Here is a 16,432-nt window from a genome sequence, read left to right as displayed (position 1 = left end):
CCCCCCTGGCGCCCTCCCACCGGGCTACGGATGCGAGAACACGCGACAGGCGTTCCGGGCCACCTGCTGACTCCACTTGACGTGGTTGACCGAACTGCGCGCCCCCTTGCCCGGCGGCCAGGGGTCGAAGATTCGCAGCGTGGTGCCACGCCCGCCGGGATCGTCGTCGCCGCGAATACCCACGACAAGCACCATGTGGCCCGGACGGCCGACACCGGCGGCATACCCCCTCGCACCCCACGGCAGATCGAACATCAGCGGCCCGTGCTGCAGTGCGGCACGCAGCTGGCCGACCGACCAGGGCACCGGCGGGCGCACCGCCAGGCCGTGCGCGGACGCAAAGAGCGCATCGGCCGTCATGGCGTCGTCGGCATTCGCGAAGGTCCGCAGGCCGCCGTCGTCGCCGATCAGCTCGGCTGGCGTGCGCGCCACCACCGCCTGCACGTTGGAGCGCGTGATCATGGCCGTGCAGGCGGCCCAGCATTGGCCGGGCGTGGGCTGCGGAATCAGCGCAACGGGGTGCAGGATCGGCGCGTGGCACTCGTTGCCGAACACCAGGTTCTGCGTGCAGGGGCCGGCCTCGCCGTCTTCGGCGAGCCAGTTCGCGGCCTGCAGGCGGCGCACCGCAATCCGGGTGATCGGGCCGTAGTCGCCGTCGAGCACGAGCCCGGGGTTCGGCTGGAGCTTCCGGTTCAATGCCTCTTGCAATCTGCGAACGTCGGCGCCACGCGCACCCTGCGTCAGTGTTGTCATCGGTTCTGTTCCCTTCGCCCCACAGACTTTCGGTGCAATCGGTTGCATTGTCAAAAGCGGTGCCGCCGCGTCCATCGGTCGGACGGCATATACGGGATGGCGACCCCGTCTGCCCCGGGGCACGCCCGTTGCTTGACGTGCTGCGCCATTCGGCCGAAGGTTCGGCCGGCCCAGGCCTTGCGAGAACAAGAAAACAGGAAACCGCCATGCTGTCCACGGCAATGCTTTACTTTCGCGAGACCGCCAAGGCCGGCTCGCTGCGCCGCGCCGCGGAGCAACTGGGCGTGGCGCCGAGCGCCATCAGCCGCCAGATCGCCAAACTCGAAGGCGAACTGCAGACCGCCCTGCTCGACCGCCGCGCCAACCGCACCACCCTCACGCCGGCCGGCGAGTTGGTGCTCGCACACGCCGACCAGGTGCTGCAGAACAGCGAGGCGCTGCGCGGCGCGTTGCAGGAGCTGATCGGCCAGCCCGTCGGTACAGTGCGCATCGGCAGCATCGAGGGCATGGTCAGCCACTTCCTTGCGAACAACCTGGCGCGCTTCCAGAAGCGGCATCCGCAGGTGAAGCTGCAGGCCTCGGTGGTGGGCTCGCGCGCGGTGCTCGAAGCGCTGCAGGAAGGCCGCATCGACATCGCGCTGGCCTTCAACCTGCCCGAGCGCCACGCCTTCCGCGAACATGCGCGGCTGGAGCAGCCGCTGTGCGCCATCGTCGCGCCCACGCATGCGCTGGCGCGGCGGCGCAGCGTGTCGTTCCGCGAACTCGAAGGCCACCGCGTGGCACTGCCCGACCGCTCGTTCCAGATCCGCCACCTGGTCGACCGCATCGCATCGAAGACGCAGGTGTCGCTCGACCTGGTGATCGAGACCAGCACGCTCGACATGGCCAAGGGCGTGGTGCGCAACAGCGATCTCATCACCTTCCTGCCGCGCTATGCGGCGCTGCACGAGGTGTCGAACGGCGACCTGTGCGCCGTGCCGCTGCAGGAGCGCGACTTTGCCGCCACCGCGACCAGCCTGCTTACGATGCCGGGGCAGCGCCAGTCGCCGGCATCGCGCGCACTGCTCGAAATGCTGGCCACCAGCATGGGGCGCTACGGCTCCAACGCGGTGCCGCGTTCTGATTCCGGCAACACGCGCGTGCAGAAATGAGCCTTCCCGTCGGCCTCGTCGCTCCCTACATTGGGCGCTGACGAGGAAAGACGGCATGACAACCACAAGCACCGAAACCATTGCGTTCCCCGAAGGCGGCTACCGCTACGCGAAGGGCGTGTTCCAGTATTCCGCCGGCGTGGCGGCGCTGCCCGGCTTTGCCATCGAGCGGGTGCGCTTCCAGCAGGCCGTGCCGCTTGCCGACGGCTTCGACGCCATCGCGGCGCACCTGCGCGCCATCGGCCGGCCGCTCACCGCGCTGTGCGCCTGCGAACTGCGCTCGCCCGCGCCGTTCTCCGAACGCGGCTTTCACGACTTCAACCGCATCTATGCCGGCACGCTCGAGCGCTGGCAGCTGCTGCGCGGCGACCACAACCCGGTGGCGCGCACCAACGTGTGCCCGCGCGTCGGCGCACCGGCCACGCCGGCCTTCCAGGCCTTCTCGTACACCGTGCCGGCCGACGACGATGCCGGGCCGCCGAGCTTCGTGGTCTCGGGCGGCGGCGAAGCGCCCGACGGCCACGCCAGCTACCGCGAGGTGATGGTCCGCCTGGGCGACACCAGCCCCGACGGCCTGCGCGCCAAGCTCGGCTACGTGATGACGGAAATGGAACGCCGCCTGGCCGTGCTGGGCTTCGGCTGGCGCGATGCCGCGACCGTGCAGGCCTACACGGTGCATGACATCGGCGCGCTGGTGTTCGACGAGATCGTGCAGCGCGGCGCACTCACCACCGGCCTGACCTGGCACCTCGCGCGCCCGCCGATCGTGGACATGGAAGTCGAGATGGACCTGCGCTGCGCAAGGCGCGAGATCGCGCTGTCATGGCCCTAGGCCAGGCAGGGACTGACCGCCTGCTGGCACATGTCGTGCTTGAGAGTTTCCTTTCGTCCTTTCCGCCATTCCACCCAACGGAGTTCCATGTGAAGCGTGCTGCCCCTGCCCTGTTCCTGAAGCCCCTGGCCGCCTGCGCGGCACTCGCCATCCTGGCCCTGGCCGCGCCCCATGCGATGGCCCAGGAAAAGACGCTGCGCATCGCCATGACGGCAGCCGACATTCCGCGCACGCTGGGCCAGCCCGACCAGGGCTTCGAGGGCAACCGCTTCACCGGCATTCCGATCTACGACTCGCTCACGCAGTGGGACCTGTCGAAGGCCGACGCACCGAGCGTGCTGATTCCCGGCCTCGCCACCTCGTGGGCAGTGGACGCCAAGGACAAGACCAAGTGGGTCTTCAAGCTGCGCCCCGGCGTCAAGTTCCACGACGGCTCGGCCTTCACCGCCGACGCCGTGGTGTGGAACGTGCAGAAGGTGCTCGACAAGGAAGCCGTGCAGTTCGACCCCAGCCAGGTCGGCGTGACGGCCTCGCGCATGCCCACGCTCAAGTCGGCGCGCAAGATCGACGACACGACGGTCGAGCTCACCACCAGCGAGCCCGACGCCTTCCTGCCGATCAACCTCACGAACCTGTTCATGGCCTCGCCCGCGCACTGGCAGAAGAAGTTCGATGCCGCCGCCGGCGCCACGCCCGCCGACAAGGCCAAGGCCGCCTGGACGGCCTTCGCCGCCGACCCCGCCGGCTCGGGCCCGTTCAAGGTCACGCGCTTCGTGGCGCGCGAGCGGCTGGAGCTGGCCGCCAACAAGACCTACTGGGACGCCAAGCGCGTGCCGAAGATCGACAAGGTCGTGATGCTGCCGATGCCCGAGGCCAATGCGCGCACCGCTGCGCTGCTGGGCGGCCAGGTCGACTGGATCGAGGCGCCCGCGCCCGATGCCATGGCGCAGATCACGCAGCGCGGCTTCAAGATCTATTCGAATGCACAGCCCCACGTGTGGCCCTGGCAGCTCTCGTTCGCCGAAGGCTCGCCCTGGCTCGACAAGCGCGTGCGCCAGGCCGCCAACCTGTGCATCGACCGCGGCGGCATGAAGCAGCTGCTGGGCGGCATGATGGCCGAGCCCAAGGGCACGGTGCCGCCGGGCCACCCGTGGTTCGGCAAGCCCACCTTCGACATCAAGTACGACGTGAAGGCCGCGCAGGCGCTGATGACGCAGGCCGGCTACTCGGCCGCCAAGCCGATCAAGGTGAAGGTGCAGATCTCGGCATCGGGCTCGGGCCAGATGCAGCCGCTGCCGATGAACGAGTTCGCGCAGCAGTCGCTCAAGCAGTGCTACTTCGACGTGCAGTTCGACGTGATCGAATGGAACACGCTGTTCACCAACTGGCGCAAGGGCGCGAAGGACCCGTCGGCCAACGGCGCCAACGCGGTCAACATCAGCTTCGCGGCCATGGACCCGTTCTTCGCGATGGTGCGCTTCGTGAGCACCAAGGCCTTCCCGCCGGTGTCGAACAACTGGGGCTACTACGGCAGCCCCGAGGTCGACAAGCTGGTGGCCGATGCGCGCACCAGCTTCGACGACAAGGCACGCGACGCCGCGCTCGCGAAGCTGCACACGCACATCGTTGACGACGCGCCCTTCGTGTGGATCGCGCACGACGTCGGTCCGCGCGCCATGTCGGCCAAGGTCAAGAACGTGGTGCAGCCCAAGAGCTGGTTCATCGACATCGCCACGATGACGATGGACTGACCGCCTTCTTCCAGCCAGCCCATCAGCCAGCTATCCAGCCAATGTTCGCCTACCTCCTGCGCCGCGTGATCTACGCCGTGCCGATCATGATCGGCGTGGCCCTCGTGTGCTTCCTGCTCGTGCACATCGCGCCGGGCGATCCGCTGGTGTCGATATTGCCGCCCGATGCGTCCGCCGACCTGCAGGCGCAGCTGCGCGAGCTCTACGGCTTCAACCGTTCGCTGCCCGAGCAGTTCGCGATGTGGCTGTGGCGCGCGATGCATGGCGACCTGGGCGTGTCCATCGCCAGCAACCGCGCGGTGGCCGGCGAGGTGTTCACCGCCGTGGGCAACACGCTGCGGCTCGCGGTGGTGGCAACCTTCATCGGCTTCGTGCTGGGCTGCCTGTTCGGCTTTGTGGCGGGCTACTTCCGCAACTCGTGGGTCGACCGCCTGGCCTCGATGTTCTCGGTGCTGGGCGTGAGCGTGCCGCACTACTGGCTGGGCATGGTGATGGTGATCGTGTTCTCGTCGCAGCTCATGTGGCTGCCGGCCACCGGCGCAGGCCCCAGCGGCTCCGACGACTGGGCCTGGGACTGGGAGCATCTGCAGTTCCTGCTGCTGCCGGCGCTCACGATGTCGGTGATTCCCATGGGCATCATCGCGCGCACCGTGCGCGCACTGGTGGCCGACATCCTCGACCAGGAGTTCATTGTCGGGCTGCGTGCCAAGGGGCTCACGCACCTCGGCGTGTTCCGCCACATGGTGAAGAACGCGGCGCCCACGGCGCTGGCGGTGATGGGCCTGCAACTGGGCTACCTGCTCGGCGGCTCGATCCTCATCGAGACCGTGTTCTCGTGGCCGGGCACCGGCTTCCTGCTGAACTCGGCCATCTTCCAGCGCGACCTGCCGCTGCTGCAGGGAACGATCCTGGTGCTGGCACTGTTCTTCGTGCTGCTGAACCTGCTGGTCGACGTGCTGCAGACCTTGCTCGATCCGCGCATCGCGCGCGCCTGAAGAAGAAAGCCGCCAAGCCATGTCCACCGTGCTTCCCGCCTCTTCATCTTCCGCAATCGCAGTCGAACCCTTGCCGGCCCAGCGCTCGCGCGGCTACTGGGCCTCGGTGTGGCTGCGCTTCCGGCGCGACCCGGTCGCCGTGGGCGCGGCCATCGTCGTGCTGCTGCTGATCGCGCTCGCAGTCTTCGGCCCCTGGCTCGCGCCGTCGGATCCCTACCAGTCGTCGATGCTCAAGCGCCTGAAGCCCATCGGCACCGAAGGCCTGCCCTTCGGCAGCGACGAGCTGGGCCGCGACATGCTCTCGCGCCTCATCGTCGGCGCGCGGCTGTCGCTGTTCATCGGCATCACGCCGGTGCTGTGCGCCTTCGTGCTGGGCACGATCATCGGCATCGTCGCAGGCTACGCGGGCGGTCTGACCAACACGCTGATCATGCGCACCATCGACGTGTTCTACGCCTTCCCATCGGTGCTGCTGGCCATCGCGCTGTCGGGCACGCTGGGCGCGGGGGTGGTCAATTCGCTGATCTCGCTGACCATCGTGTTCATTCCGCAGATAGCGCGCGTGGCCGAGAGCGTGACCACGCAGGTGCGCACCCGCGACTACGTGGAAGCGGCGCGCGCTTCAGGCGCCAGCCCCTTCACCATCGTGCGCGTGCATGTGTTGGGCAATGTGCTCGGCCCGATCTTCGTGTACGCCACCAGCCTGATCGCGGTGTCGATGATCCTGGCTTCGGGCCTGTCGTTCCTCGGTCTCGGCGTGAAGCCGCCGGAGCCCGAGTGGGGGCTGATGCTCAACACGTTGCGCACCGCCATCTATGTGCAGCCATGGGTCGCTGCGCTGCCGGGCGCGATGATCTTCATCACTTCGATCTCTTTCAACATCTTGTCCGACGGGCTTCGGTCCGCCATGGACAACAAGGGCTGAGGCAAGTCAATGGACACACTCGTAGACATCGGCGGCCCAGCCCAACCGCTCCTGACAATCAAGGGCCTGGTCAAGCACTTCCCCTTGAAGAAAGACCCACTGGGCCGCGGCGGCGGCGTTGTGCGCGCAGTCGACGGCGTGGACTTCGAAGTGCTCAAGGGCGAAACGCTAGGCGTGGTCGGCGAGTCGGGCTGCGGCAAGTCGACCACCGCCCGCCTGCTGATGCAGCTCATCGAACCCACACGCGGCGAAGTCGTGTTCGACGGCCGCGAAGTCGGCAGCCGCGACCTGCCGCTGAAAGAATTCCGCCGCCAGGTGCAGATGGTGTTCCAGGACAGCTACGCCTCGCTCAACCCGCGCCTCACCATCGAAGACTCGATCGCCTTCGGCCCGCAGGTGCACGGCGTATCGCGACGCGAATCGGTGGAACGGGCGCGCGACTTGCTGGCTCGCGTGGGCCTCTCGCCGCAGCGCTTTGCCGAACGCTACCCGCATGAGCTCTCGGGCGGCCAGCGGCAGCGCGTGAACATCGCGCGGGCACTGGCACTGCAGCCGCGCATGGTGATCCTCGACGAAGCCGTCTCCGCGCTCGACAAGTCGGTGGAAGCACAGGTCATCAACCTGCTGCTCGACCTGAAGACCGAGTTCGGGCTGACCTACGTGTTCATCAGCCACGACCTCAACGTGGTGCGCTACGTGAGCGACCGCGTCATGGTGATGTACCTCGGCCAGGTGGCCGAGATCGGCCCGGCCGATGCGCTGTACGACGCGCCCGCTCACCCCTACACGCGTGCGCTGCTGTCCTCCATGCCGTCGATGGACCCCGACCACCGCACCGAAGAAGCGGCGCTTGCGGGCGATCCGCCGAACCCCATCAATCCGCCCTCGGGCTGCCGCTTTCATCCGCGCTGCGCGCTGGCCGCGCCGGTGTGCGCCAAGGTCGTGCCCGAGCGCATCGTCACCGGCTCGCAGCATGCGGTGAGCTGCCTGATCCACGAGGCGGGCAGCGGGCATCCGATGGCCACCGAAGCCCGGAGAGAAGCGGCATGAGCGCCGCGCCGGGCCGCCCCAAGCAAGCTCGCACCGCAGTGCGAAGCACGAAGGTACCCCAATGAGCGACAACAACGAACCGATGGTCCGCCTGCGCGACCTCAGCGTCACCTTCAGCGGCGGACGCAAGCCGGTGCACGCCGTCAGCGGCGTGAGCCTCGAAGTGCAGCGCGGCGAGGTCGTCGCGCTGATCGGCGAATCGGGCTCGGGCAAGAGCGTGACCATGCGCACCCTGCTGCGCCTGCACCCCGAGCGCCGCACCCGCATGGGCGGCACGGTGCAGGTGGCCGGCCGCGACGTGCTCGCGATGTCGCAGCGCGAGCTGGCCGACTTCCGCGGCAAGGTCGCGTCGATGATCTTCCAGGAGCCGCTGCTGGCGCTCGACCCGGTGTATTCGGTGGGCGCGCAGATCGTCGAGTCGATCCGCCGGCACGAATCCGTCACGCAGGCCGAGGCGCAACAACGCGCGCTGGCGCTGTTCGAGCGCGTGCGCATTCCAAGCCCCGAACGGCGCCTGCAGGCCTATCCGCACGAGATGTCGGGCGGCATGCGCCAGCGCGCCATGATTGCACTGGCACTCGCCTGCAAGCCCCAGCTGCTGCTGGCCGACGAGCCCACCACTGCGCTCGACGCCACGGTGCAAATTCAGATCTTGCTGCTGCTGCGCGAGCTGCAGCGCGACCTGGGGCTTTCGGTGATCTTCGTCACGCACGACATCGGCGCCGCCGTCGAGGTGGCCGACCGCATCGCGGTGATGTATGCCGGCCGCATCGTCGAGGAAGGCACTGCGCGCGAGCTGATCCGCTCGCCGCGCCATCCGTACACGATCGCGTTGCTCAAGAGCCGCGCGCATGGCGCACTGGCGCGCGGCACGCGGCTCGAAACCATCGGCGGCGCGCCGCCCGACCTGTCCGCGCTGCCGCCCGGCTGCGCCTTTGCCGAACGCTGCGCGCTCGCAAGCGATGCCTGCCGCGCCGCTCGACCACCGGTGGTCGAGCTTGCGCCGAACCACCGCGTGCGCTGCATCCACACCGATGCCGCGGCGGCCATTGCGCCGGTGCTCGTCGCCTGACAGACAACCTCTTCAACATCTTTCATCGCCATGCCTCTGCACGACCCCGCCCACGCCTTCGTCCCTTACCCCGATGCGCCGGTGCCGCGCGCCCCGACCGGTCCGCTGGCCGACCTGAGCTTTGCGGCGAAAGACCTGTTCGACGTGGCCGGCTACCCCACGGGCGGCGGCAATCCCATCGTGCTGGCGATGTCGGGCATCAAGACCCACACCGCGCCGACCGTGCAGAAGCTGCTCGATGCCGGCGCGCGCTTTGCCGGCAAGACCGTGACCGACGAACTTGCGTTCTCGATGAACGGCAACAACGCGCATTTCGGCGCGCCGATCAACGGCGGCGCACCCACGCGCATCACCGGCGGCTCGTCGTCGGGCTCGGCCTCGGCCGTGTCGTCGAGCCTGTGCGACTTCGCGCTGGGCACCGACACCGGCGGCTCGGTGCGCGCGCCGGCCAACCACTGCGGCCTGTACGGCCTGCGCCCTACCCACGGCCGCGTGAGCCTCGAAGGCGCGCTCGACCTCGCACCCAGCTTCGACACCTGCGGCTGGTTCGCGCGCGACATCGGCATCTTCGCGCGCGTGGCCGATGTGCTGCTGGGCGCCGACGCCACGCCGCTGCCCGAACGCGTGCGGCTGCTGCGGCCCGACGATGTCTGGGCATTGGCCGTGCCCGCCGCGATCGAAGCGCTGAAGGGCGCTGCCGATCGCGTGCAGGGCCTGCTCGGTGCCGCCAAGGGCACCACGGTGGCGCTGGAATCCTTCGACACGATGTACTGGAACTTCCGCTACCTGCAGTCGCGCGAGGCCTGGCTCACCGATGGCCCATTGATCGAACGCTACGCGCCGCCGCTGGGCCCGGGCGTGGCAGAGCGCTTTGCGTGGTCGCGCGAAGTGACCGATGCGCAGGTTGCAGCGGGCCGCACCTTCCGCACCGCGTTTCGCGAGCACCTGGCCGCACTGCTCGGCACCGACGGCGTACTGCTGATGCCGACCATGCCCGACATCGCACCGCTGCGCAGCGACAGCGAAGCCGCGCTGGAGGACTACCGCAACCGTGCGATCCGCATGCTGTGCATCGCGGGCCTGGCGGGCTTTCCGCAGCTCTCGATGCCGCTGGCCTCGCGCGACGGTGCGCCGCTGGGCATTTCGCTGCTCGGACCGGCGGGGTCGGACCGGTCGCTGGTTGCGCTGGCGCAGCGCATCGTGGGCTGAGGCCGGGCAAGCCTCAGAACTGCACGCTGCCGCTCTGCCGAAGAAAGCAGACGTCGCAATCGACGCCGCCTCCCGCACGCTCGATCACCACGAAGTCGCCCGCATCCACCGCCAGCAGCGCGTGATGCCAGGTGCCGGGCGCGAGCACCACGCCCTGGCGCCCGTCGGTGACGAAAGCCGCGAGTTGCTGCGCCGAGGTGGGCGCCTCGCCCGCGCGGGCGACCACGATCACGAAGCGCCTGTCGCCCAGCGGCACGAAGGTCTGGCTGCCGAGCGCGTGGCGCTCCATCTCCGACACCTCGTGCGGAAAGTGCCGCGCCTGCGCACGGAACAGCGCGAGCATCGGCCGGCCGCCTTCGGCGTCGAGTTGCAGGTCGTCGAGCAGGTCGAAGCGCTGTGCATTGCCTCCGTTGATGGGCCGGCCCTCGCCGGTGGGTGCCTCGATCACGGTGCCATACGGGGCAAAGGCATGGGAAGTCAGCGGCTGTGCGACGAGCAACGCTGCGCTGGCGGGAGAAAAATCGTTCATGCCGCAATTGCAGCAGAAAGCATGCCTTCCGCTACGCGAGGGATACTGTTCACCATGAGCACGACAGAGCCCCAGTTGATCGCCCCGGCGCTTGCCGACGGCGGCCTCGCCGCCATGTTCACGGCACCGGGCGGCGCCCAGGCCTTTGCCGTACGCTGGCAAGGCAGCGTGCACGGCTATCTCAACCAGTGCCCCCATGCAGGCGGCCCGCTTGATTTCGAAGGCCAGGTGCTGGAAAGTTCAGGCCGCTTCCTGATGTGCGCGCGGCACGGCGCCATCTTCGAGCCCGACACTGGTAAATGCGTCGGCGGCCCCTGCCGCGGCGCACGGCTCACGCCGCTGGCGGTGCATGAAAAAGCGGACGGCAGCGTGTGGCTCGGCCAGGCCGAATGAAGACGAAGACAACCCTCCAGGAGAAAAAAGATATGCGCAGCAACAACAGGCTTCACCCCCTCACCCTGTCGGTCACGGCCCTCGCCTTCGCCGGCCTCATGGCGGGCTGCACCGGCATGTCGCCCGGCAGCGGCAAGGCCTTCACGGGCATGAAGGTCACGTCGAGCGCCTTCGGCGACAACGGCGTCATTCCGGCCGACTACGCCGGCGCGGGCGACTGCGGCGGCAAGAACGTGTCGCTGCCCGTGGCGTGGAGTAACCTGCCGGCCAAGACCAAGTCGGTCGCCGTGCTGGTGTTCGACCCCGATGGCGCGGCCGGCCTCGGCGTGTCGCACTGGGTGGCCTACAACATCGCGGCCGAGCGCGGCGAGCTCAAGGCGGGCGAAGGCCAGGCGGGCTCCAACTTCAACTTCACCATGGGCCCGAACGTGGCCGGCGCACCCGCTTATCGCGGCATGTGCCCGCCGGTGGGCGACCGGCCGCATCACTACGTGATGACCGTGGTTGCCACCGACTTCGCACCGGGCAGCCTGCCGGCAGGCCTTGCGCGCGACGCCCTGCTGGCCGCGCTCAAGGGCCATGCACTGGGCGGGCAGAGCGTGGTGGGCCTCTACAGCCGCTGAATGCAGCGGGTGCGCAAGTAATAATTAAGGTTTCAGTTCGCCGGCATTCGTCAGCCATGGCTGCAGCCGCTTCTTCGAAAGCTTCATCGATGGCCCAGCCCGCTGCCGCGTCTTCCCCCTCTTCGGCCCCACCGTCCATCGGCGACCTCGACGCCATGTTCGACCTGGCGCCCGTCTCGCTCTGGATCGAAGACTACGGCGACCTCAAGCGCAAGCTCGACGGCTGGCGCGCCGAGGGCGTGACCAACCTGGTGGCGCACCTGCATGCAGACTCGCAGCGCGTGAGCGACTGCATGGCGCTGCTGAAGGTGCTGCGGGTCAACCAGCACACGCTGAAACTCTTTGCCGCCGACAGCCAGGAGACCCTGCTGGGCGCGCTGGACCGCGTGTTCCGCGGCGACATGTCGGCCACCGTGGTGCACGAGCTCGACCAACTGTGGCACGGCCAGCTCACCTTCGAGAGCGAGACCGTCAACTACGCGCTCGACGGCCGGCGGCTCGACGTGCGCGTGCGTGCCCGTGTGCTGCCGGGGTACGAAGACAGCTGGAGCCGCGTGCTGGTCTCGCTCGACGACGTTACCGAGCGCGTGGCCGCGCAGCGCCTGCGCGACGAGAGCGCCATGTACGCGCGCAGCCTGTTCGACCGCTCGCCCGTGTCGCTGTGGGTGGAAGACTTCAGCGCGGTGCGCTCGCTGCTCGAGAGCATCCGTGCGCGCGGCATCACCGACTTCGCCACCTTCATCAAGGTGCACCCCGACTTCGTCGCGCGCTGCATGCAGGAGATTCGCGTCATCGACGTGAACCACGAGACGCTGCGCATGTTCGGCGCGCCCGACCTGCCCACGCTGCTGGGCAGCATCTCGCGCATCTTCCGCGACGAGATGCGCGAATCGTTCGCCGAGCAATTGCAAGACCTGTGGAACGGCAAGACCGTGCAGCATCGCGAGGTACTCAACTATTCGCTGTCGGGCGAGGTGCTGAACATCCACATGCAGTTCGCGGTGCAGGAAGACCGGCAGGGCACCTGGGACCTGGTGCTGGTGTCGCTGGTCGACATCACCGCGCGCAAGAAGGCCGAGGCCTATCTGGAGTACCTCGGCAAGCACGACGTGCTCACACAGCTGTGCAACCGCACCTACTACACCGAAGAGCTGAACCGCCTGTCGCGCAAGGGCCCCTGGCCGGTGTCGATCGTGGCCATCGACCTCAATGGCCTGAAGCAGATCAACGACCATGAAGGCCACGCCGCCGGCGACTCGCTGCTGCGCCGCATGGGCGAGGTGCTCGACAAGGCCGTCGACCCGCCGGCCTGGCCCGCGCGCATCGGCGGCGACGAATTCGCAGTGCTGCTGCCGATGACCGACGAGCGCGGCGCCGAGGCAATGCGCGAGCGCATCCTCACGCTGCTCGAAATGAACAACCAGTTCCATGCGGGGCAAAGCGGCCATGCCTTGAGCCTGGCCATCGGGCTCGCGACCTGCCACGGAGACGAGTCGCTGGAGGTTGCGCTGCAGCGGGCGGACCGGGCGATGTATGTCGACAAGTCACGGCACTACGAGAGTACAGCGGCAGAGCGGCGACAGCTGTAGCCATCAACACCAGGATGGCCAGACCGACAGTGTGTGAAAGTTGCGATTGCTGAAAAGAACCGATGCCCATTGAAGGCCTTGCCGAAGCCCTGATCCGACCCGTGATCGAACTGGTGCTGCAGCCCGTCGCGGAGGCCGTACTGCACCTGGCCGGCTACGTCACCGGATTCATCGTCGTTCCGGTCGCCACACTGGGACTCGTTGTCGTCGAGCAGCCCGAGGAAGGCGTCGACGCGATGACCTCGCGCTGGCTCAGAGCGCCCAGCGGGCGCATCGTGCTCAGCATGGACTGGGGCAGCGTAGTCGGCTTTCTTACCTGGCTGTTGATCGGCGTAGTGGCTCTATTGATCTACTTCACGTCCGGGCCTTCATAGCCAGGCACCCGAACCCTCTCCAGAATGAAATCGATGAACGTCCGGATCGCCCGCGTGTGCTGGCGGTTCGGCATGTAGAGCATGAACATCTGCGTGCCGAAGATGCTCAGGCGCCAGTCGTCGAGCGTGGTCACGACGTCGCCTTTGCGCACGTCTTCCTGCACCACGTAGTCGGGCACGAGCCCGATGCCCAGCCCCGCGAGGATGGCCTGGCGCAGGAACAGGAAGTTTTCCGAGATCAGCGTCGGCTCCAGGATCACTTCACGCCTCGTCTCGCCTTGGTAGGCCGACACGCGCAGCTGTCGCCCGATGACGGCGGCGGTGACCACCGGCGCGCCCTGCAGGGCGTCCAGCTGCACCGGCAGCGGGTTCTTCGCCGCGTAGTCGGTCGAGGCGCAGGCCACATAACGCACCGGCCCCATCTCGCGCGCCACCAGGTTCTGCGGCGGCTCGGGAATCACGCGGATCGCGATGTCGACTTCGTCGCGCAGCAGGTCCTCGATGCGGTTCTCGAACACCACGTCGAGCACGATTCCGGGGTACTGGCGCTTGAAGTCGATCAGCCAGTCGGCCATCACCAGCTGGCCGTAGCCGCTGGGCACGCTCAGGCGCACGCGGCCCTGCAGGCCCTGCCCCAGCGTCGTTACCGATTCGCGCGCCGCCAGCAGCTCGCCCTGGATGGCCACGCCGTGCTGGTAAAGCCTGAGGCCAATTTCAGTCGGCTCGGCGCGCCGGGTGGTGCGCCGCACCAGCTGCGCGCCCACCGAGCGCTCCAGCTGGTTCAGGTGGTAGCTGACGTTGGCGCGGCTCATCTTGAGCCGGCGGGCCGCGGCACTCAGGTTGCCTGCGTCAAGAATTTCCACCAACAAAGTGAGCGACTGGAGGTCCATGGGCCGATTGTGTCAAAAATTCTTTGACAGTCTGTCAACCGCCTATGCAATTGTCAAAGCGGCGCAGCGGGCAAAGAATGCTGGGTTCACCCCCAGAGCCTCGAACCGCACGGTTCGCAACGCAAAGAGACAAGCAAGCACATGGCCACCACAACTCCCAGCCCCTCCACGTCCAACGGTCCCGTCACCTTCCAGCGTCGAGGCGACGTGTTCGTGGTGACCATCGACAACCCGCCCGTCAACGCCCTGGGCGTGGATGTGCGCCGCGGCCTCGTGGCCGCCATCGACGCAGCCGAGGCTGACAGCGCTGCCGCGGCGGTGCTGATCGTCGGCGCGGGCCGCAACTTCATCGCGGGTGCGGACATCCGCGAGTTCGGCAAGACGCCGCAGCCGCCGTCGCTGCCCGAGGTCTGCCTGAAGATCGAGAACTGCACGAAGCCGGTTGTTGCCGCCATCCACGGCGCCGCGCTCGGCGGCGGGCTCGAAGTGGCGCTGTCGGCGCACTACCGCCTCGCCTCGCCCACGGCCAAGCTCGGCCTGCCTGAAGTGGCACTGGGCCTGTTGCCCGGTTCGGGCGGCACGCAGCGTGCGCCGCGCCTCATCGGCGTGAAGCCCGCGCTCGAGCTGATGCTCAGTGGCCGCCATGCGGGCGCGAAGGAAGCGCTGTCGCTCGGCCTCGTCGACCGCCTCGGCACCGATGCCGACGCGCTGGCCGAAGGCCTCGCTTACGCGCAGGAGCTGGTCGCAGCCAAGGCCCCGGTGCGCCGCACGCGCGAAGCCGGCGCGCTGGCCGACAAGGAAGCCAGCCGCGCCGCCCTCGAAGCTGCGCGCGCCGACACCGCGAAGAAGAGTCGTGGCCTGTTCTCGCCGATGAAGATCATCGAAGCCGTCGAAGGCGCGCTCGCGCTGCCCTTCGACGAAGGCATGGCGCTGGAGCGCAAGCTGTTCCTGCAATGCATCGACAGCCCGCAGCGCGCCGGACTGATCCACGCCTTCTTCGCCGAGCGCGAAGTGCTGAAGGCGCCCGAGACCAAGAGCGCGAAGCCGCGTGCGCTGGAGTCGGCCGGCATCATCGGCGGCGGCACCATGGGTGCGGGCATCGCGGTGGCGATGCTCGACGCGGGCATGCCAGTGACCATGATCGAGCGCGACGACACCCAGCTCGCGCGCGGCCGCGCCAACGTGGAGAAGGTGTACGACGGGCTCATCAAGAAGGGCCGCATGACGCCCGAGGCCAAGGCCGCCGTCATGGCACGCTTCTCGGGCTCCACGTCTTACGACGCGCTCGCGCAGGTCGACATCGTGGTCGAGGCCGTGTTCGAGGAAATGGGCGTCAAGAAGGCCGTGTTCGCCGAGCTCGACCGCGTGTGCAAGCGCGGCGCGGTGATCACCACCAATACCTCGTACCTCGACATCGACGAGATCGCTGACAGCATCTCGCGCCCGCAGGACGTGGTGGGCCTGCACTTCTTCTCGCCCGCCAACATCATGAAGCTGCTGGAGATCGTGGTGCCCGCCAAGGTGAGCGCCGACGTGGTCGCCACCGGCTTCGAGCTTGCGAAGAAGCTCAAGAAGGTGCCGGTGCGCGCCGGCGTGTGCGACGGCTTCATCGGCAACCGCATCCTCGCGGTGTACCGCCAGGCCGCCGACCACATGATGGAAGACGGCGCCTCGCCCTATCAGATCGACGAAGCGGTGCGCAACTTCGGCTATCCGATGGGCCCGTTCCAGGTGTCCGACCTGGCCGGCGGCGACATCGGCTGGGCCACGCGCAAGCGCAAGGCCGCCACGCGCGACCCGCAGGCGCGCTACGTGCAGGTGGCCGACCGCATCTGCGAGCGCGGCTGGTTCGGCCAGAAGACGCAGCGCGGCTACTACCTGTACCCCGAAGGCGCCCGCACCGGCCAGCCCGACCCCGAGGTGCTGGCCATCATCGATGCCGAGCGCGAACGCGCGGGCATCAAGCCGCGCGCCTTCACCGAAGAAGAAATCATGCGCCGCTACATGGCCGCAATGATCAACGAGGGCGCCAACGTCGTGCTCCAGCGCATCGCGCTGCGCCCGCTCGACGTGGACGTGACCTTCCTCTACGGCTACGGCTTCCCGCGCCACCGCGGCGGCCCCATGAAATACGCCGACACCGTGGGCCTGCCCAAGGTGCTGGCCGACATCCGCGAGTTCGCCAAGGAAGACCCGATCTTCTGGAAGCCCTCGCCGCTGCTGGTCGAACTGGTCGCGCAAGGCGCCGATTTCGCCAGCCTCAATCAATCCGAGTAATCAGAGTCCATTCCAGTCA

16 protein-coding genes are annotated in these 16,432 nt (G+C 68.1%); 13 read left to right on the top strand and 3 right to left on the bottom strand.

The window, feature by feature from the left end:
* Positions 1–24: 24 nt before the first annotated feature.
* A complete protein-coding gene (locus ACTG4X_RS06195; protein ID WP_440533445.1) occupies positions 25–753 on the bottom strand; it encodes a peptidoglycan-binding protein in 729 nt (242 codons plus the stop codon).
* A 206-nt stretch (positions 754–959) separates the two neighbouring features.
* Between ACTG4X_RS06195 and ACTG4X_RS06190 the strand changes: the two genes are divergently transcribed.
* The 8 genes from ACTG4X_RS06190 to ACTG4X_RS06155 all read left to right on the top strand — a co-directional run bounded on the left by ACTG4X_RS06190 (position 960) and on the right by ACTG4X_RS06155 (position 9,738).
* Positions 960–1,904 carry a LysR family transcriptional regulator gene (locus ACTG4X_RS06190; protein ID WP_097200179.1) on the top strand — a complete coding sequence of 315 codons (945 nt, stop codon included), beginning with the start codon at positions 960–962 and terminating at the stop codon, positions 1,902–1,904.
* A gap of 55 nt (positions 1,905–1,959) precedes the next feature.
* The gene (cnbZ, locus tag ACTG4X_RS06185; protein ID WP_097200180.1) at positions 1,960–2,736 is read left to right on the top strand and encodes a 2-amino-5-chloromuconate deaminase CnbZ; all 777 of its coding nucleotides are present in this window, start codon (positions 1,960–1,962) and stop codon (positions 2,734–2,736) included.
* Between the two features lie 89 nt (positions 2,737–2,825).
* Positions 2,826–4,487 carry an ABC transporter substrate-binding protein gene (locus ACTG4X_RS06180; RefSeq protein ID WP_440533444.1) on the top strand — a complete coding sequence of 554 codons (1,662 nt, stop codon included), beginning with the start codon at positions 2,826–2,828 and terminating at the stop codon, positions 4,485–4,487.
* Between the two features lie 41 nt (positions 4,488–4,528).
* On the top strand, positions 4,529–5,482 hold the full coding sequence (locus ACTG4X_RS06175) for an ABC transporter permease (protein WP_093078530.1): 954 nt from the start codon (positions 4,529–4,531) through the stop codon (positions 5,480–5,482).
* Between the two features lie 19 nt (positions 5,483–5,501).
* Positions 5,502–6,407 (top strand): ABC transporter permease, encoded by a 906-nt coding sequence (locus ACTG4X_RS06170; RefSeq protein WP_093056358.1) that lies wholly within the window; start codon positions 5,502–5,504, stop codon positions 6,405–6,407.
* A gap of 9 nt (positions 6,408–6,416) precedes the next feature.
* Positions 6,417–7,457 carry an ABC transporter ATP-binding protein gene (locus tag ACTG4X_RS06165; RefSeq protein ID WP_440533443.1) on the top strand — a complete coding sequence of 347 codons (1,041 nt, stop codon included), beginning with the start codon at positions 6,417–6,419 and terminating at the stop codon, positions 7,455–7,457.
* A 61-nt stretch (positions 7,458–7,518) separates the two neighbouring features.
* Positions 7,519–8,529 (top strand): ABC transporter ATP-binding protein, encoded by a 1,011-nt coding sequence (locus ACTG4X_RS06160; RefSeq protein WP_440533442.1) that lies wholly within the window; start codon positions 7,519–7,521, stop codon positions 8,527–8,529.
* 30 nt (positions 8,530–8,559) lie between these two features.
* Positions 8,560–9,738 (top strand): amidase, encoded by a 1,179-nt coding sequence (locus ACTG4X_RS06155; RefSeq protein WP_440533441.1) that lies wholly within the window; start codon positions 8,560–8,562, stop codon positions 9,736–9,738.
* Positions 9,739–9,751: 13 nt separating this feature from the next.
* Here the strand turns inward: ACTG4X_RS06155 and ACTG4X_RS06150 are convergent, their stop codons facing one another.
* Entirely contained in the window at positions 9,752–10,267 is a 516-nt protein-coding gene (locus ACTG4X_RS06150) for an ureidoglycolate lyase (RefSeq protein ID WP_440533440.1), read from the bottom strand.
* 54 nt (positions 10,268–10,321) lie between these two features.
* Here ACTG4X_RS06150 and ACTG4X_RS06145 point away from each other — a divergent pair, with 54 nt between their 5' ends.
* From ACTG4X_RS06145 to ACTG4X_RS06130, 4 genes are all read left to right on the top strand, one after another.
* On the top strand, positions 10,322–10,660 hold the full coding sequence (locus ACTG4X_RS06145; RefSeq protein ID WP_093056362.1) for a Rieske (2Fe-2S) protein: 339 nt from the start codon (positions 10,322–10,324) through the stop codon (positions 10,658–10,660).
* A 32-nt stretch (positions 10,661–10,692) separates the two neighbouring features.
* Entirely contained in the window at positions 10,693–11,283 is a 591-nt protein-coding gene (locus ACTG4X_RS06140; RefSeq protein ID WP_093056363.1) for a YbhB/YbcL family Raf kinase inhibitor-like protein, read from the top strand.
* 89 nt (positions 11,284–11,372) lie between these two features.
* Complete coding sequence (locus ACTG4X_RS06135; RefSeq protein WP_440533439.1) at positions 11,373–12,872, top strand: sensor domain-containing diguanylate cyclase; 1,500 nt, start codon at positions 11,373–11,375, stop codon at positions 12,870–12,872.
* Positions 12,873–12,934: 62 nt separating this feature from the next.
* Complete coding sequence (locus ACTG4X_RS06130) at positions 12,935–13,246, top strand: hypothetical protein (protein ID WP_093078524.1); 312 nt, start codon at positions 12,935–12,937, stop codon at positions 13,244–13,246.
* Here ACTG4X_RS06130 and ACTG4X_RS06125 read toward each other — a convergent pair.
* Positions 13,222–14,136, bottom strand: a complete 915-nt coding sequence (locus tag ACTG4X_RS06125; RefSeq protein ID WP_093056366.1) for a LysR family transcriptional regulator — start codon at positions 14,134–14,136, stop codon at positions 13,222–13,224. The two genes, ACTG4X_RS06130 and ACTG4X_RS06125, sit on opposite strands and share 25 nt — an antisense overlap.
* A 141-nt stretch (positions 14,137–14,277) precedes the next feature.
* Here ACTG4X_RS06125 and ACTG4X_RS06120 point away from each other — a divergent pair, with 141 nt between their 5' ends.
* Positions 14,278–16,413 carry a 3-hydroxyacyl-CoA dehydrogenase NAD-binding domain-containing protein gene (locus ACTG4X_RS06120; protein WP_440533438.1) on the top strand — a complete coding sequence of 712 codons (2,136 nt, stop codon included), beginning with the start codon at positions 14,278–14,280 and terminating at the stop codon, positions 16,411–16,413.
* Positions 16,414–16,432: the final 19 nt, after the last annotated feature.

The sequence above is a fragment of the Variovorax sp. YR566 genome, from assembly GCF_051992195.1.
Lineage (GTDB): Bacteria > Pseudomonadota > Gammaproteobacteria > Burkholderiales > Burkholderiaceae_C > Variovorax.
The sequence above is the reverse complement of the archived record's forward strand: the minus strand, read 5'-3'. Positions and strand labels throughout refer to the sequence as shown.

What these genes read in the sequence shown, in the direction of transcription:
- ACTG4X_RS06160 (WP_440533442.1), top strand. Translation starts at nt 7,519, where the DNA reads ATGAGCGACAACAACGAACCGATGGTCCGCCTGCGCGACCTCAGCGTC.
- ACTG4X_RS06130 (WP_093078524.1), top strand. Translation starts at nt 12,935, where the DNA reads ATGCCCATTGAAGGCCTTGCCGAAGCCCTGATCCGACCCGTGATCGAA.
- ACTG4X_RS06175 (WP_093078530.1), top strand. Translation starts at nt 4,529, where the DNA reads ATGTTCGCCTACCTCCTGCGCCGCGTGATCTACGCCGTGCCGATCATG.
- ACTG4X_RS06190 (WP_097200179.1), top strand. Translation starts at nt 960, where the DNA reads ATGCTGTCCACGGCAATGCTTTACTTTCGCGAGACCGCCAAGGCCGGC.
- ACTG4X_RS06155 (WP_440533441.1), top strand. Translation starts at nt 8,560, where the DNA reads ATGCCTCTGCACGACCCCGCCCACGCCTTCGTCCCTTACCCCGATGCG.
- ACTG4X_RS06135 (WP_440533439.1), top strand. Translation starts at nt 11,373, where the DNA reads ATGGCCCAGCCCGCTGCCGCGTCTTCCCCCTCTTCGGCCCCACCGTCC.
- ACTG4X_RS06140 (WP_093056363.1), top strand. Translation starts at nt 10,693, where the DNA reads ATGCGCAGCAACAACAGGCTTCACCCCCTCACCCTGTCGGTCACGGCC.
- ACTG4X_RS06165 (WP_440533443.1), top strand. Translation starts at nt 6,417, where the DNA reads ATGGACACACTCGTAGACATCGGCGGCCCAGCCCAACCGCTCCTGACA.
- ACTG4X_RS06150 (WP_440533440.1), bottom strand. Translation starts at nt 10,267, where the DNA reads ATGAACGATTTTTCTCCCGCCAGCGCAGCGTTGCTCGTCGCACAGCCG.
- ACTG4X_RS06120 (WP_440533438.1), top strand. Translation starts at nt 14,278, where the DNA reads ATGGCCACCACAACTCCCAGCCCCTCCACGTCCAACGGTCCCGTCACC.
- ACTG4X_RS06195 (WP_440533445.1), bottom strand. Translation starts at nt 753, where the DNA reads ATGACAACACTGACGCAGGGTGCGCGTGGCGCCGACGTTCGCAGATTG.
- ACTG4X_RS06170 (WP_093056358.1), top strand. Translation starts at nt 5,502, where the DNA reads ATGTCCACCGTGCTTCCCGCCTCTTCATCTTCCGCAATCGCAGTCGAA.
- cnbZ (WP_097200180.1), top strand. Translation starts at nt 1,960, where the DNA reads ATGACAACCACAAGCACCGAAACCATTGCGTTCCCCGAAGGCGGCTAC.
- ACTG4X_RS06125 (WP_093056366.1), bottom strand. Translation starts at nt 14,136, where the DNA reads ATGGACCTCCAGTCGCTCACTTTGTTGGTGGAAATTCTTGACGCAGGC.
- ACTG4X_RS06145 (WP_093056362.1), top strand. Translation starts at nt 10,322, where the DNA reads ATGAGCACGACAGAGCCCCAGTTGATCGCCCCGGCGCTTGCCGACGGC.